The organism is Allosphingosinicella sp. (genome assembly GCF_036387215.1).
Taxonomy (GTDB): Bacteria; Pseudomonadota; Alphaproteobacteria; order Sphingomonadales; family Sphingomonadaceae; genus Allosphingosinicella.
Genome location: NZ_DASVUE010000016.1, coordinates 1 through 14,317, shown reverse-complemented (window position 1 = coordinate 14,317; position 14,317 = coordinate 1). Strand labels below are relative to the sequence as shown.

Genomic DNA, 14,317 nt, shown 5'->3' with positions numbered 1-14,317 from the left:
GTCTTCGGCGAGCGGCATCTTGGCGGTGTGGATCGAGAGGATCTTGCGTCGCCCCTCCTCGTTCGGAACCGACACGTAGATGAGCTCGTCGAAGCGGCCGGGACGGAGCAGCGCCGGGTCGATGAGGTTAGGCCGGTTGGTCGCTCCGATCACCACGACCGAGCCGAGGTCCTCCAGCCCGTCCATCTCGGCGAGGATGGTGTTGACGACGCGCTCGGTCACTTGCGGCTCGCCGAGGCCGCCGCCCCGCGCCGGGACGAGGCTGTCGAGCTCGTCGATGAAGATCACCGTCGGCGCGACCTGGCGGGCGCGGGCGAACAGGCGGGCGATTTGCTGCTCGCTCTCGCCATACCATTTGGAGAGGAGATCGGAAGATTTGGTGGCGATGAAATTGGCCTCCGCCTCGCGTGCGGTCGCCTTGGCGAGCAGGGTCTTGCCGGTGCCCGGCGGGCCATAAAGCAGGAAGCCCTTGGCCGGCCGGATGCCGAGCCGCCGGAACGCCGCCGGATCGCGCAGCGGAAGCTCGACGCCCTCGCGAAGCCGCTCGCGCGCCTCGTCGACGCCGCCGATATCCTCCCAGCGCACGTTCGGCGCCTGCACCATCACTTCGCGCATCGCGGAGGGCTGGACGCGTTTCAGCGCTTCCTCGAAATCGCTGCCCTTCACGGAGAGCGTGTCGAGGACCTCCGGAGGGATGGTGCCGTCTTCGAGATTGATGAGCGGCATTATGCGGCGCACGGCCTCGATCGCCGCTTCCCGCGTCAGCGCGGCAAGATCGGCGCCGACGAAGCCGTAGGTGCGGCGGGCAAGGAGGTTCAAATCGACGCCGCCGTCGAGCGGCATGCCGCGGGTGTGGATGCCGAGGATCTCGCGCCGGCCGGCCTCGTCGGGGACGCCGACGACGATCTCCCGATCAAAGCGGCCGGGGCGGCGGAGCGCCTCGTCGATCGCTTCGGGGCGGTTGGTGGCCGCGATCACGACGAGGTTCTGCCGCCGCTCGAGCCCGTCGAGCAGGGTCAGGAGCTGTGCCACAATCCTCTTTTCCGCCTCGCCGGAGACCTGGCCGCGCTTCGGAGCGATCGAATCGATCTCGTCGATGAAGATGATGGACGGCGAGGCCTCGGCAGCCTGCTCGAACAGCTCGCGCAGCCTCTTCTCGCTCTCGCCATAGGCCGAGCCCATGATCTCGGGGCCGGCGATGTGGAAGAAGCTTGCGTCGCTTTCGTTGGCGACGGCGCGCGCCAGCCTCGTCTTGCCGGTGCCGGGCGGGCCGTGCAGCAGCACGCCCTTGGGCGGATCGACGCCGAGCCGCTCGAATATCTCGGGATAACGAAGCGGAAGCTCGACCATCTCGCGAAGCTGATCGATCGTCCCGCCGATCCCGCCAATATCGTCATAGGTGACGTCGGCGCGGCGGGTTTCCTTGGTTTCGGTAAACTCTGGACGGAGCTCCACTTCCGTATTGGCATCGATGTGGACGATGCCCTTCGGCACCGTCGAGACGACGATCAGCCGTACCTCCTGAAGCGCATAAGCGGGGGCGCTGAACATCTGGCGGAGCTCGGGCGGGATCTCTCCGCTCTGTACGCGCTGCTGCCCCGTTGTGGCGACGGTGTCCCCCGCGGTGACCGGCTTCATCCCGAAGCTGCGCTTCAGGGCACTCGCCGAACCCTGGAGCCGCAGGTTCTTCTGCGCGGGCGCGAACACCACGCGCTGCGCCGGCTTCGAATCCGCCTTCCGCACCGTCACGAAGTCGCCGGAGCCGATCTCGGCATTAGCGCGCTGGAGCCCGTCCAGGCGGATGATGTCGAGCCCTTCGTCCTCGGCGTAGGAGGAGACCGCGCGGGCGGGCGTCGAGCGCTTGCCGATCAGCTCGATCACGTCGCCTTCGGCAATGCCGAGCTGGGCCATCATCGCGCGCGGCAGGCGGGCAATGCCGCGGCCGCTGTCGTCGGGCCGCATGTTGGCGACCTGAAGCCGCTTCGGTGCCTTTTCCTCATCGGCCATCGGCCGCTCTCCTCGTCGTCACGCCGCTTTTCGAAATGCGATTGAGTAACGGCCTTGGCGCCCCACTGGGTTCCCGCCAGTCGAAAAAGAGAGCCCCGGAAGCCCAGTATTGACGAATATCGATAAAGTAGTTATCGAATATCGATACATAAATGGGAGCAATGTCGATGCCTCATGCCTCCGCCCTGCCGATCGCATCCGTCACTTTGCGGATCCTCATCGTCCTGAACTGGCTGCTGGTCGGAGTCGCCGTGGTCGTGCTGCTTGCCTTCATGCCCACCGAGCGATGGATCATGAGCGCTCTGAAGCTTTCCCCGTCAGCCGAGGCGGACCGGCTGATCATGGGCTTGCGCACGATCGCGATCGTCGGCCTCGTCACCGTTCCGCTGAACCATGCGATCCTCACCCGCCTCGTTGCGATGGTGGAAACGGTTCGCGCGGGAGACCCGTTCATTGCCGCGAACGCCGACCGCCTGCAGACGATCGCCCGGGCGTTGCTCGCGTTGCAGCTCCTCAGCCTCGTGATCGGCGCCATAGCGAAGTCGGTCTCGACGCCCACCCACCCGCTTCATCTCAATGCCGGCTTCTCGGTCAGCGGCTGGCTCGCCGTGCTCCTCACCTTCATCCTGGCGCGCGTCTTCAGCGAAGGCGCGTCGATGCGGGACGATCTGGAAGGGACCGTCTGACATGGCGATCGCCGTCAAGCTCGATGACCTCCTCCACGCGCGCCGGATGACGCTTACGGACCTGGCCGACCGGGTGGGGATCACCATCGTCAACCTGTCGATCCTGAAGACGGGCAAGGCTCGCGCAATCCGCTTTTCGACGCTGGACGCGATCTGCGTCGCCTTATCGTGCCAGCCCGGCGACATTCTCGAATTCCTGCCGGAGCAGGCGGATGCCGAGCCGCCGGCGCAGCGCGGCACTCGGAGGGCGCGAGCATGAACGTGGTGCTGGCGGCGCATATTGCGGGAGGGAGTATAGCACTCGTCTCGGGCGCGGCTGCCATCGCGGCACGCAAGGGCGGCGCCGTGCACGGCCGCGCAGGGAATTGGTTCTTCGCGGCAATGCTCGTGCTGGGCGTGACGGCCCTGGTCCTGGCGCTGCTGGGCGAGGGGAGCGCAATGGGCTTCGGCGGACTGCTCACTGGCTATTTCGTCGTGACCTCCTGGGTTGCTGCCCGCCGCCGCGACGGAGTCACCGGCAGGTTCGAAATTGCCGCGTGCCTGGTCGCCCTGGGTGGAGCCGCGGCCATCATCTGGTTCGCTGCGAACGGGGCATCTACCCCGGTCGGTCCTGCACCCTTGTTCGTTTTCGCAGGCATCTGCCTGCTTGCGGGCCTGCTCGATCTAAATGCGATCCTAAGAACGAGATTGACGCCGGTGCAGCGGATATCCCGTCACCTCTGGCGAATGTGCTTCGCCTTCTTCATCGCCACCGGGTCTTTCTTCCTCGGACAGCAGGACGTCATGCCGAATATGCTTCGGCGATCCCCCATCCTGTTCGTGCCGGCTTTTGCTCCGCTGGCAGTGCTGGCTTTCTGGCTGGTGCGGCTGCGGTGGGCAAAGTGGTATCCTGGAGAACGAAAAAAAGGGCCGGTCCCGGAGGACCGACCCTGGAAGTTTTAGGAGAGGATGCCTGAAAGGCAGGCTCGTTATCCGCCTCCGGCTGCCATTGTGCAAATGCGAAGGAATATGGTACGAGTGCAATTACTGCATTCGCGATCATGCGCTAATCCGCGGCAGCAGGACCCTTGCGCTGTCGCTGCAGCGCACAATGTAGAGGGAAGGACGAGCTCAACATGCGAAGGCTTCCCCCTCTTACCGCCATCGAGGCATTCGTGCATGTGGCGCGGCTCGGCTCCGTCAAGGCGGCCGCCGAAACGCTTGCCCTGTCCTCGCCGGCGCTTACCCGGCGCATCCAGGCGCTGGAGCGTTATGTCGGCCATCCTTTGTTCGAGCGGCGCCACCAGGGCGTCACCCTGAACCCCGACGGCGAGCGGCTGCTGGCCGAGATCGCGCCGTCGATCGACGGATTGTCGCTGGCGATGGAGCGGGCCACCGGCGACGGCGAGATGATGCGGCTGCGGCTTGCAGTGCCCTCGCTGTTCGCCGCCCAGCGGCTTGTGCCGAACCTTCCCTCGCTCCGGGCGCTCCACCCGGATCTCCACATCGATCTGGACACCGGCGCCAACCGCCTCGCGCGGCTGGATGACGGCCTCGACGCTGCGATCGCCATCACCACCGAAGTGGATCCGAACCTCTACTCGCGCCGCATCGACAATAATTGCGTGATCGCGATCGGATCGCGCGATGTGCAGGAGGGGCCGCGGGCGATCACCGATCCGGCGCAGCTCGCCGGCGCTACGATCTTCCTCCACCGCGACATGCCTGAGACCTTCACCTACTGGCGCGAAGCGATCGGATTGCCGGACCTGCAGCCGGCGGCGATCGACCATTTCGATTCCGGGCAGCTGATCCTCGATGCCGCCGCGGAAGGGCTCGGAGTCGCCTTCATGCTCGAGAGCCATCTCTCGGGCTCGAACGATCGCCGGCTCGTCCGGCTGTTCGACCACAAGGTCGAGAGCCCCTACAGCTACTGGTTCGCCTGCCGCCGCGCGTCGCTGACCCGCCGGCCGGTCAGGATCTTCCACGACTGGCTGTTCGAGCATCTGGAGCAGCGCGAGGCGGCCTAGCTGGCTCGGCCCCCATTGTTGCAGCCCCGGCGCGGCCTTCCCACATTATCTCCAAGCAGAGAGCGGGAGACATCATGGAAAGCTGGCACGGGACGACGATCCTGGCTGTACGGAAGAATGGACAAGCGGTTGTGGCTGGGGACGGGCAGGTCTCGCTCGGCCATACGGTCATCAAGCCCAATGCGCGGAAGGTTCGCCGGCTTGGCGACGGAAGCGTGATCGGCGGCTTTGCGGGCGCGACTGCGGACGCCTTCACGCTGTTCGAGCGGCTGGAGCGCAAGCTCGAGCAGCATCATGGGCAGTTGATGCGCTCGGCGGTCGAGCTCGCCAAGGATTGGCGGACGGACAAGTATCTGAGGAACCTGGAAGCGATGATGATCGTCGCCGACAAGGACGTTACCCTGATCCTCACCGGCAATGGCGACGTGCTGGAGCCGCAGGACGGGGTGGCGGCGATCGGATCGGGCGGCAATTTTGCGCTCGCCGCCGCACGGGCGCTGGACGACTATGAGCAGGACGCCGAGACGATTGCGCGCAAGGCGATGAAGATCGCCGCCGAAGTCTGCGTCTACACCAACGAAAACCTGACCGTCGAAAAGATCGAGAACGCAAAATGAATTACCCCTTTCAGGGCGTGGCGCCGGCCGCCGGCAACATGAACGACAAGCTCACCCCTAAGGCGGTGGTAGCGGCGCTCGACGCGCACATCATCGGCCAGCGCGACGCCAAGCGCGCCGTCGCGGTTGCGCTCCGCAACCGGTGGCGCCGGCAGCAGCTGGGCGACGACCTTCGCGAAGAGGTGACCCCGAAGAACATCCTGATGATCGGCCCCACCGGCTGCGGCAAGACCGAGATCAGCCGGCGGCTGGCCAAGCTTGCCGACGCTCCGTTCGTGAAGGTCGAGGCGACCAAGTTCACCGAGGTGGGCTATGTCGGCCGCGACGTCGAGCAGATCGCGCGCGACCTCGTCGAGGAAGCGATCCGGCTGGAAAAGGAGCGGCGGCGGGTCGCCGTCAAGGAAGCGGCCGAGGAGGCCGCGATGGAGCGGCTGCTCGACGCGCTCACCGGCAAGGGCGCGAGCGAGGCGACCCGCGAAAGCTTCCGCCGCCGCTTCCACGACGGGCACCTTGCCGCCAGCGAGATCGAGATCGAGGTGAACGACGCGCCGCAGACGCCGTTCGAGATCCCGGGCATGGGCGGGCAAGTCGGGATGATCAACCTTTCCGACATGATGTCGAAGGCGATGGGGCAGCAGCCGAAGAAGCGGCGCCGGCTGAAGGTCGCCGATGCCTGGCCGAAGCTGGTCGAGGAGGAGGCGGACAAGCGCCTCGACAATGAGGACGTGAACCGCGCCGCTCTGGCCGACGCGGAAGCGAACGGCATCGTCTTCCTAGACGAAATCGACAAGATCGCGGTTTCGGACGTGCGTGGCGGCTCGGTGAGCCGCGAGGGCGTGCAGCGCGACCTGCTGCCGCTGATCGAGGGCACCACCGTCGCCACCAAATACGGGCCGATGAAGACGGACCACATCCTTTTCATCGCCTCCGGTGCCTTCCATGTCGCCAAGCCTTCGGACCTGCTGCCCGAGCTTCAGGGGCGCCTTCCGATCCGGGTGGAGCTGAAGGCGCTCACCGAGGAGGATTTCGTCCGCATCCTCAAGGACACGCAGGCGAGCCTCACCGAACAATATCGGGCGCTGATCGGCACCGAGGGCGTCGAGGTGGAGTTCACCGACGACGGCATCCGGGCGATCGCCCGGATCGCGGCCGAGGTGAATGGCCAGGTGGAGAATATCGGCGCCCGGCGCCTGCAGACGGTGATGGAAAAGCTGCTCGAGGATGTGAGCTTCGAAGCCGAAGACCGCCGCGGCCACCGGATCGTCGTCGACGCAGCCTATGTCGACCAGCAGCTCGCCGAGGTGGCGCGGAACACGGATCTTTCGAAGTACGTGCTCTAACGAAAGCACTTGATCCGGCTCCCGCTTCAGGCATGTTACTCAGGTAATACACCTGGGTGGGAGTCGAAGACGTGAAAGCCTTTTTGTTTGCGGTCGCCGCCGCCGTTGCGCCAAGCGCATCCACTGCGCAGCAGGTGCCGCAGCCGGCTCCGCAGCAGGAGGTGGACTGGCGCTCTGTCGCCCGCTCCGACGTCCTGGCTGCCTACGAAATTTACGTCGCTAATCATCCTGGCATGTACGACCCGCGGAACCCGGGCTTTCGGGCGCAGCTCGCCCGGGCGCGGGATCGCGGCCTCGCCTTTGCGGACAGGGCGAGGGATCGTGAAGGCTATACGGAAGCGCTGGGAGCCTTCTCGTCGGTCCTGAGCGATGGTCACGCGCAGGCGTACGCCATCCCGGCGCCCTCCGGCACGGCTGAGACGCGCGAATGGCCGGGCTTCGTCGCCGCCTGGCGGGCCGACAAACTGCTGGTTCATTACGCGGCCAGCGGCTTTCCCGCTTCTGAAGGGTCGCGCATCGTCAGCTGCGACAACCGGAAGGCCCGCGACTTCGTCATACACCGGCTCCAGAACCGGCGCCTTCGTCCCGAGGAGGCGGGCGGCTGGTGGTTCTGGGCTCCACGGGCCTTCTACTCGTCGTCGTCATTCCAGGCCACTCGTCCGGTCAGCTGCCGCTTCCGGATCGGCAAGTCCGAGCGCGAGGTCCCGTTGCAATGGTCTCCGGCTCCGACCGACTTCGACGATCGGCTGGCCGCAGCAACCGATGGCGAGCGCACCCCGATCGGTCTCACGGAGCCGCGTCCGGGCCTGTTCCTGATCGGCATGCCGTCCTTCAATCCAGACGCCGCCGGCGTCGAGGCCTACCGCGCGCTGTACGACACCCTTCGTGCGAAACGTGCCGATCTCGCCCGTGCCCGTGCTGTTGTTATCGACCTCCGGCATAATAACGGCGGCTCCTCCTACTGGAGCGCCGATGCCGGCAAGATCCTCTGGGGCGAGACGGCCGTCAACCGCCGGATCGGCGACTATTTTCGCAACGTCTCCATCTGGTGGCGCACGAGCGAAGGCAATGTCGCTTACATGGCCGAGATGGAGGCGCAGATGCGCGGCAACGGCCAGATCGAGGGAGCCGAGAGCACGCGCCGCACCGCCGAGGCCATGCGCGCGGCGCTCGGCCGGGGCGAAGCCTTCTTCGTAAAGCCAGATGAAGAAGCGGAAGCCGCTCGGGCAAGCCAAGGATCCGCCACGTCGGATTTCGGGACTCCGGTTTATGTGATCACGGCCGGCCGCTGCGCCAGCGCTTGTCTCGACGCACTGGATCTCTTCACGCGTTTTCCCAACGTGAGGCTGATCGGCGCCCCCACCTCGGGCGACACTACCTATATGGAGGTTCGGGCAATGAACCTGCCGTCGGGGAGGGGGAAGATATCGATCCCGAACAAGATCTGGGTCGGCCGCCCGCGCGCTTCCGGGCAGGTCTATACTCCGGCCATTCCGGTCAACGATCTTGATTGGTCGACGAACACGTTCCTCGACCGCATCGAAAAAGACCTCGCCGCGCGCCGCTAAAGCGGGCGGCTGACGTCCGGCTGCGGCCCGCGACCCAGCACATAATACGCTGCACGTGCCGGAAACAGGGGAGCGCTAGCCGATCTCCTGGTGAGCATCGGCCTTTTAAAACGTGGTCCAGCCCTGCCAGATCCGACAGATGGTCAGTGATCCCGCCCGAGGTTCGGGTTCACGCCGCCGGCGAGGCCCGCGTCGTTGTCGGTGTCGCCCTCGAACGTGTTGTCGCCCTCGATGAGGTCGGCGTCCTCGCTGCTGGTGCGGGCGAACAGGCCCTTCGAGCTGCCGATGCCGGGGTTCCGCTCGAGATCGTCCTGGAGCTTGACCGGCTGCTCGTCGGGGCGGGGGTGCTTGTTGCTCATCTTGGCTCTCCTGTTGAGCCGCCATAACGCGGCAGCGGCGCTCCGGTTCTGAGCTTGATCTCGCCCCAGCGGCGGCTAACCTCATCCGCGGGTCACTGGAGAGAGAGATGAAGCCGCTTCTGTTCGCATTGCTCACCGCTGCCGCCGCCTTCCCCGCGACCGCCGATGCACGATTGAGCGCGCCCGAGAAGAAGATGATCCAGGCGGTGGAGCGCGAGAGCGGGCGCTCGATCGCGCTCCTTGAGCGGCTGGTGAACCAGAATAGCGGCTCGCTGAACCTCGCAGGCGTCGAGGCGGTGGGAAAGATGATGCGTGCCGAGCTGGAGCCGCTCGGCTTCGATGTGCGCTGGTCGGACATGCGCGAGACTGGGCGGGCGGGGCATATCGTCGCCGTTCACAAGGGGAACGGCCGCGGTAAGCGGATGCTTCTGATCGGACACCTCGATACGGTGTTCGAGCCGGATTCCCCCTTCCAGCGCTTCGTGCGCAAGGGCGACAAGGCGGAGGGGCCGGGCGTCGGCGACGACAAGGGCGGAATGGTGGTGATGGTCGCCGCCCTCCGCGCGATGCAGGCGGCGGGGACTCTGAAGGACGCCGACATCGAGATCGTCCTGACCGGCGACGAGGAGGATAACGGCCTCCCCATCGAGGTTGCGCGGCGGGACCTCGTCGAGGCGGGCAAGCGCGCCGACGTTGCGCTCGACTTCGAGGGGCTGGCGCAGGAGAACGGCCGCGACATGGGCTCGATCGCCCGCCGCAGCTCCGACACCTGGGAGGTGAGGGCGAAGGCGAAGGGCGGCCATTCGAGCGGCATCTTCGGCTCCGGCGGCAACGGCGCGATCTACGAATTGTCCCGGATCATCACCGCCTTCCGCACCGAGCTTCCCGAGCAGAACCTCACCTTCAGCGTCGGGCTTCTGGCGGGCGGCACCACCGCTGAGCTCGACGAAGCGAAGATCCGCGCCACCGTCACCGGCAAGACCAACATCATCCCCGAGATCGCGATCGCCCGCGGCGACCTGCGGACGCTTTCGCCGGACCAGCAGCGCCGGGTGATGGCGAAGATGAAGGAGATCGTCGCCCGGCACCTGCCGACCACCAGCGCCGAGATCGTGTTCGACGAGGGCGGCTATCCCTCGATGGCGCCCACCGCCGGGAACCGCGCGCTGCTCGACCGGCTGAACATCGTCAACCGCGACCTTGGCCTTGCCGAGATGCCGCTGCTCGATCCGCTGAAGCGCGGCGCCGGCGACATCGGCTTTGTAGCGGAGGGCACGGACGGCCTGGTGGGCCTCGGCGCCGCGGGGGACGGAGCGCACGCGCCCGGCGAGACGGTCGATCTGCCGAGCATCGACCGTCAGGCCAAGCGCGCCGCGATCCTGATGACGCGGCTCAGCCGCGAGAAGCGCTAGCCGCTCAGAAGGGCAGCAAGCGGCTCTTCTGGCTGAAGTTCATGTAGCCCGCGTTGACGCCAAGGCGTGCGCCGACGCCGAGCCGCACCGGGATCAGCACCACGTCGCCGCGCCGCATGTAGCTCGCGGTGAAGCCGCCGACGACATAGGCATTTCCCTCCGCGGCGGCATAGCGGCGGAAGATGCGCTGGCTGTCGTGGAGGTTGTAGACCAAAACGAACACCTTGTTGGCATCGGCGCCGAAGTCGAAGCCGAGCGACGGGCCGGTCCAGTAGATCGGCCGGTCGCCCTCGATCCCGTGGTGGATGGTGCCCGAGCCGTAGCGCACGCCGAGCACGAACGCACCGCCCGCCTCCCGGCCGGTGATGTAGGCGCTTGGCTCACCCTGATCGCGGAGCAGGTCCTCGATCATGTCGGCGAGGCCCTCCGCGCCCTTGCCGAAGGTGGATTCGGCGGCGGCCAGGACCTTCTGCTTGGAGAGCGTGCGCTCGGTCGCGTCGCTGGCGCGCTTGGACGCGTTGGCGGGGGCTGCGGCCTCGGTTTGCGGCGCCGTTTGCAACTCGGGCGCGGGGGCGGCCTCTTGCGGCGTGCCGGCCGGAGGGGCTTGCTCCACAGCCTGGTTGGGATCGACCGTCTGCACCTGCGCTGCGGCGGGTTGGGCGGCGGCGAGGCCGGCGGCGGCCAGAATCTTCAGCAGCGTGGGTATACGCATTACAAATCCCCCGAAATCGAACGGGAGGAGGTAAATCCTTTCCTCCTTTCGCGGCAATGAACGGGCGACGACCCGAGTCCGGCTCGCGCCGAAATGAGTCCTTCACGTCGGTTGAACCCGGGCAAAGCCGCCGCTATAGGCGCGGTTCGGCGCTCGGAGACGTGGGTGAGTGGCTGAAACCAACGCTTTGCTAAAGCGTCATACGGGTAACCGTATCGAGGGTTCGAATCCCTCCGTCTCCGCCAGATAAGCCGCTTGGCGTCTCAGCCCGGCTGGTGCGCCTTCAGATAATCGAGGTAATTGCCGCGATAGTCGTTGCGCCCGATGTGGCTGACGTCGCTGGCGACATCCGCCCATATCTCGCCGCCCATCCCGCGCCACCGGCGGGAGAAGGAGAGGTCTTCCGAGAGGAACATGCCGTCGCCGCGGTCGATCGGGTTGAAGAAGCCCCAGTTGGTCGAGAGCGAGGGGTGGAAGGAGAGGTCGAAGCCCTTGCCTTCGAGCTCCGGATAATGCTCCATCATCCGCCCGAAGACGGAGCGGTGGAGGACCAGCAACCCGGCTCCTACGAACGTGGCCTTCCCGAAGCCGTTGACGATCTCGGCCCGCCCGTGCTCGTCTTCCTCCAGATAGCCGACGAACCGAAGCGCCTGGTAGCGCAGCGCTTCGACGCTCGAGGCCTTGGCGAGGTCCGCCTGCGACCAGTAGAATTGCCGCCTTGCGCAGATGCAGCCGACGAACGGCTTGCCGAAATCGAGCATCCCCTCGATCGTGGCGGCGCTTGCGGCCTGATCCGCATCGATCATCAGCAGCACGTCGGCGCCGCTCTCGAGGAAGGTCGCGGCAATGACGTTCCGGACCTCGCCGATCACGGCGGCTGCGAAATGGTGGAAGTAGAAGCGCCAGCCCCGCCTGCAGGCGATGCTCTGTGCGGCAATGATCGTGTGGACCGTCTCCGCGGCCATGGTTTCGCTGTGGGTGGGGACGGAAACGAACAGCTTCATCGCCGCCACCATTAGGACGGGATCGCTGCATTCCGAAGCTCTTTCAGATCGTCAGAGAAAATCGCGGACGGCGAGGTCCGGTTCGGGAGTGGGCGCCAAGCAACCGCGACTGGACGAATTCACAAACAGAAGATAAACGTCATTTTAAGCGATTCCGGCCGAACCATGCCGGCGTTCGTATGCCTGTGCGCCGGGCCGACTGAGAGCGTGAGAAAAAAAGAGCTAAAGGGAGCAACAAGCATGGTTTCTCGTCATCTTCTGATCGGCATCTCGACGCTGGCATTGGCCGCCGGCACCGCGCATGCGCAGAACAACAATAACCAGATCACCACCTCCGGAAGCGGCAGCGTCGGCTTCTGCAGCAACAGCAACACGAACGGCAACTTCTGCCGCATCATCCAGGTTGGAGACAACGACTTCGCCCAGGTGACGCAGGGCGCCAACGATCCGACTTCGACCCGGAACAGCGGCACGATCACCCAGATCGGCGATCGGAACGACGCCAGGATCCAGCAGGACTACGGCAATGACAATGCCGGCTTCCTGTTCCAGGGCACCTCGACCCAGCGCGCGAGCGACAACTCGTCCGAACTGATCCAGTTCGGCTATCTGAACAGCGCCACGGTCCGTCAGAACGGCAACTACAACTTGTCGCAGATCTACTCGGACGGCGGCCGGATGGACCCGAATTCGACGACGGGCGCGAGCCTCGCGGGCAGCGGCAACATCGTTACCGTGACCCAGAACAGCAGCCAGGACTCCGCGACCCAGGCGCAGACGTTCAGCAGCGTTGAGACGATCGGCAACGGCAACAGCGTCACGGTCCTGCAGAACGGCGTCTCGCAGACCAACTTCGTCGTCATGGGCACCAATGAGTTCGCCCAGTATCAGAACCAGCCGAACGAATTCAACGAGGAGACCACCTTCTCCGACAATGGCAGCGTCACCGTGGTCCAGAACGGGGCTGCCGGCTATTCCGTCGTTCGCCAGGTCACCCAAACACCGGGCGTCCGGATCTCGAACAACGTCGCCAATGTCCGCCAGGACAGCGAGAACAGCACCGGTACGGGCTTCGGCCTCCCCACTCCCAACTCCCAGCCGTTCGACCGGAGCAATGCCAGCTCCAACGTTTCGCGGATCGAGCAGCGGAGCAGCGGCAACAGCGCGGTTGTCGTGATGACGGGCGGCAACAACGCCTCCGGCTTCGGCACCACCGCCGCCAACACGCAGAACACCAGCACGATCACCCAACAGAATACGAATCAGTCCCCGGCGGTGTTGTCGAACAACGTGGCGCGTGCCTTCCTCGGCCGCGGGGACCAGCTCAACAGCACGATCTTCCAGAATGGCCGTAACAACTTCTCCGAAGTGACCCTGGCGTCCGGCGTGGCGGGCACTAATGCCACCCTCAATCGCTCCACCGGCAACTCGTCGACGGTCCAGCAGCTCGGCAACGGCAGTGTCGGCATTGTGGTGACCCAGGCTGGCCGCGGCCAGACCGGGCAAGGCATCGGCAACTTTGCGTCGGTTGGCCAGTTCGCAAGCGCCAACTATTCGGCTCCGACGGGTGGCGTGACGACGTTCAGCAGCACCAGCGAGACGGGGTACTTTCCAGGTTCGCGCGGCCTGTACGCGGTAGTCTATCAGCAAGGCCAGTTTGGGACCGTATTCCTCGGCCAGAGCGACAATGGCGACTCGGGTCGCACCTATTCTAACGGCGGCATTGCCCGCGCCCGGGCGCAGGTGTTCCAGGCCGGTCGCCTGATGTTCGCGAGCGTCAGTCAGGTTGGCGATAACCTCGCTGACATCACGCAGGGCCGCCTGGGCCAGGACGTGAGCAGCTCGATCGGTCTCTCACAGCAGGATGCGGGCGACACGTCGGTTGCCGGCGGCGGGTTCGATCCTCAGGGCAACCCGATCAACAACTTCGCTCGTCAGTCCAACACTGTGACGATCGTCCAGTACGGCTCCAACAATGCGATCAGCCTGTCGCAGAACACGCGTGCGGGTTCGGCGACGGTGTTCCAGAGCGGCGGATCGGGCAACAATGTCGATGCCCAGCAGGGCACCGGGGGGTCGGCGACCTTCTCCGGCACCGGCGCCAATCAGGCGACCACGCTCAGCAACATGCCGGCTTCCGGCTCGGGCACGGAGCGTCTGACGCTGAACGTCCGCAACCAGGGCGGGTCGAACAACGCGCTCCGGGTGCGTCAGGACGGTACGGACCTCAATGCGACGGTCACCCAGGTCGGCACTGGTGCGGCTTCCGGCAATGCCGGCGGCAACACCTTCAACGGTCCGACCAACGGCACCACCGGCGGCCAGTCGGGTGTGGCGAACGTGATCCAGATCGGCCAGCAGGGCACGAACAACCAGGCGACCGCGATCCAGACCGCGAACGTCGGCCAGTCGGCGGCGGGCTCGGTTGCAAGCGGCACCGGCAATGCGGCGGCCTCGCCGGGTGCGTTCACGGGCGGCGCCCGCTCTCCGGAGATCGACATCTTCCAGAGCGGCACCGGCCAGCGTGCCTATGCCGAGCAGCGCGGCAAGGGCCAGGTTGCACGGATCGAGCAGAGCGGCACGAACAACACGGCCGGCATCCT

13 protein-coding genes and 1 tRNA gene are annotated in these 14,317 nt (G+C 65.8%); 10 read left to right on the top strand and 4 right to left on the bottom strand.

Annotated elements, in window-relative coordinates; genetic code table 11:
• The coding region (locus VF662_RS00595; protein WP_464136434.1) for a CDC48 family AAA ATPase at positions 1–2,007 on the bottom strand (2,007 nt) is incomplete at its 3' end.
• A 167-nt stretch (positions 2,008–2,174) separates the two neighbouring features.
• Here VF662_RS00595 and VF662_RS00590 point away from each other — a divergent pair.
• The 7 genes from VF662_RS00590 to VF662_RS00560 all read left to right on the top strand — a co-directional run bounded on the left by VF662_RS00590 (position 2,175) and on the right by VF662_RS00560 (position 8,227).
• Positions 2,175–2,693 carry a hypothetical protein gene (locus VF662_RS00590; protein WP_464136431.1) on the top strand — a complete coding sequence of 173 codons (519 nt, stop codon included), beginning with the start codon at positions 2,175–2,177 and terminating at the stop codon, positions 2,691–2,693.
• 1 nt (position 2,694) lies between these two features.
• On the top strand, positions 2,695–2,952 hold the full coding sequence (locus tag VF662_RS00585; RefSeq protein WP_464136428.1) for a helix-turn-helix domain-containing protein: 258 nt from the start codon (positions 2,695–2,697) through the stop codon (positions 2,950–2,952).
• Complete coding sequence (locus tag VF662_RS00580) at positions 2,949–3,635, top strand: DUF2306 domain-containing protein (RefSeq protein ID WP_464136425.1); 687 nt, start codon at positions 2,949–2,951, stop codon at positions 3,633–3,635. The genes VF662_RS00585 and VF662_RS00580 overlap by 4 nt, the downstream gene beginning before the upstream one ends.
• A gap of 173 nt (positions 3,636–3,808) precedes the next feature.
• The gene (locus VF662_RS00575) at positions 3,809–4,702 is read left to right on the top strand and encodes a LysR substrate-binding domain-containing protein (RefSeq protein ID WP_464136424.1); all 894 of its coding nucleotides are present in this window, start codon (positions 3,809–3,811) and stop codon (positions 4,700–4,702) included.
• 74 nt (positions 4,703–4,776) lie between these two features.
• A complete protein-coding gene (gene hslV / locus VF662_RS00570) occupies positions 4,777–5,319 on the top strand; it encodes an ATP-dependent protease subunit HslV (protein ID WP_464136421.1) in 543 nt (180 codons plus the stop codon).
• 38 nt (positions 5,320–5,357) lie between these two features.
• Positions 5,358–6,659 carry an ATP-dependent protease ATPase subunit HslU gene (gene hslU, locus VF662_RS00565; RefSeq protein WP_464136436.1) on the top strand — a complete coding sequence of 434 codons (1,302 nt, stop codon included), beginning with the start codon at positions 5,358–5,360 and terminating at the stop codon, positions 6,657–6,659.
• Positions 6,660–6,730: 71 nt separating this feature from the next.
• Positions 6,731–8,227, top strand: coding sequence for a S41 family peptidase (locus tag VF662_RS00560; protein ID WP_464136420.1), 1,497 nt, complete (start codon positions 6,731–6,733; stop codon positions 8,225–8,227).
• Positions 8,228–8,370: 143 nt separating this feature from the next.
• Here VF662_RS00560 and VF662_RS00555 read toward each other — a convergent pair whose 3' ends face one another.
• Positions 8,371–8,586, bottom strand: coding sequence for a hypothetical protein (locus VF662_RS00555; protein ID WP_464136418.1), 216 nt, complete (start codon positions 8,584–8,586; stop codon positions 8,371–8,373).
• Between the two features lie 107 nt (positions 8,587–8,693).
• Between VF662_RS00555 and VF662_RS00550 the strand changes: the two genes are divergently transcribed.
• On the top strand, positions 8,694–9,998 hold the full coding sequence (locus VF662_RS00550) for a M20/M25/M40 family metallo-hydrolase (RefSeq protein WP_464136415.1): 1,305 nt from the start codon (positions 8,694–8,696) through the stop codon (positions 9,996–9,998).
• Between the two features lie 4 nt (positions 9,999–10,002).
• Here the strand turns inward: VF662_RS00550 and VF662_RS00545 are convergent, their stop codons facing one another.
• Complete coding sequence (locus tag VF662_RS00545; RefSeq protein ID WP_464136411.1) at positions 10,003–10,710, bottom strand: DUF1134 domain-containing protein; 708 nt, start codon at positions 10,708–10,710, stop codon at positions 10,003–10,005.
• A 155-nt stretch (positions 10,711–10,865) separates the two neighbouring features.
• Here VF662_RS00545 and VF662_RS00540 point away from each other — a divergent pair.
• A tRNA-Ser gene (locus VF662_RS00540) sits at positions 10,866–10,955 on the top strand.
• An 18-nt stretch (positions 10,956–10,973) separates the two neighbouring features.
• Here the strand turns inward: VF662_RS00540 and VF662_RS00535 are convergent.
• Entirely contained in the window at positions 10,974–11,714 is a 741-nt protein-coding gene (locus tag VF662_RS00535) for a hypothetical protein (protein WP_464136410.1), read from the bottom strand.
• Positions 11,715–11,954: 240 nt separating this feature from the next.
• Here VF662_RS00535 and VF662_RS00530 point away from each other — a divergent pair.
• Positions 11,955–14,317, top strand: a 2,363-nt coding sequence (locus VF662_RS00530) for a beta strand repeat-containing protein (protein ID WP_464136408.1), incomplete at its 3' end; no start/stop codon positions are given.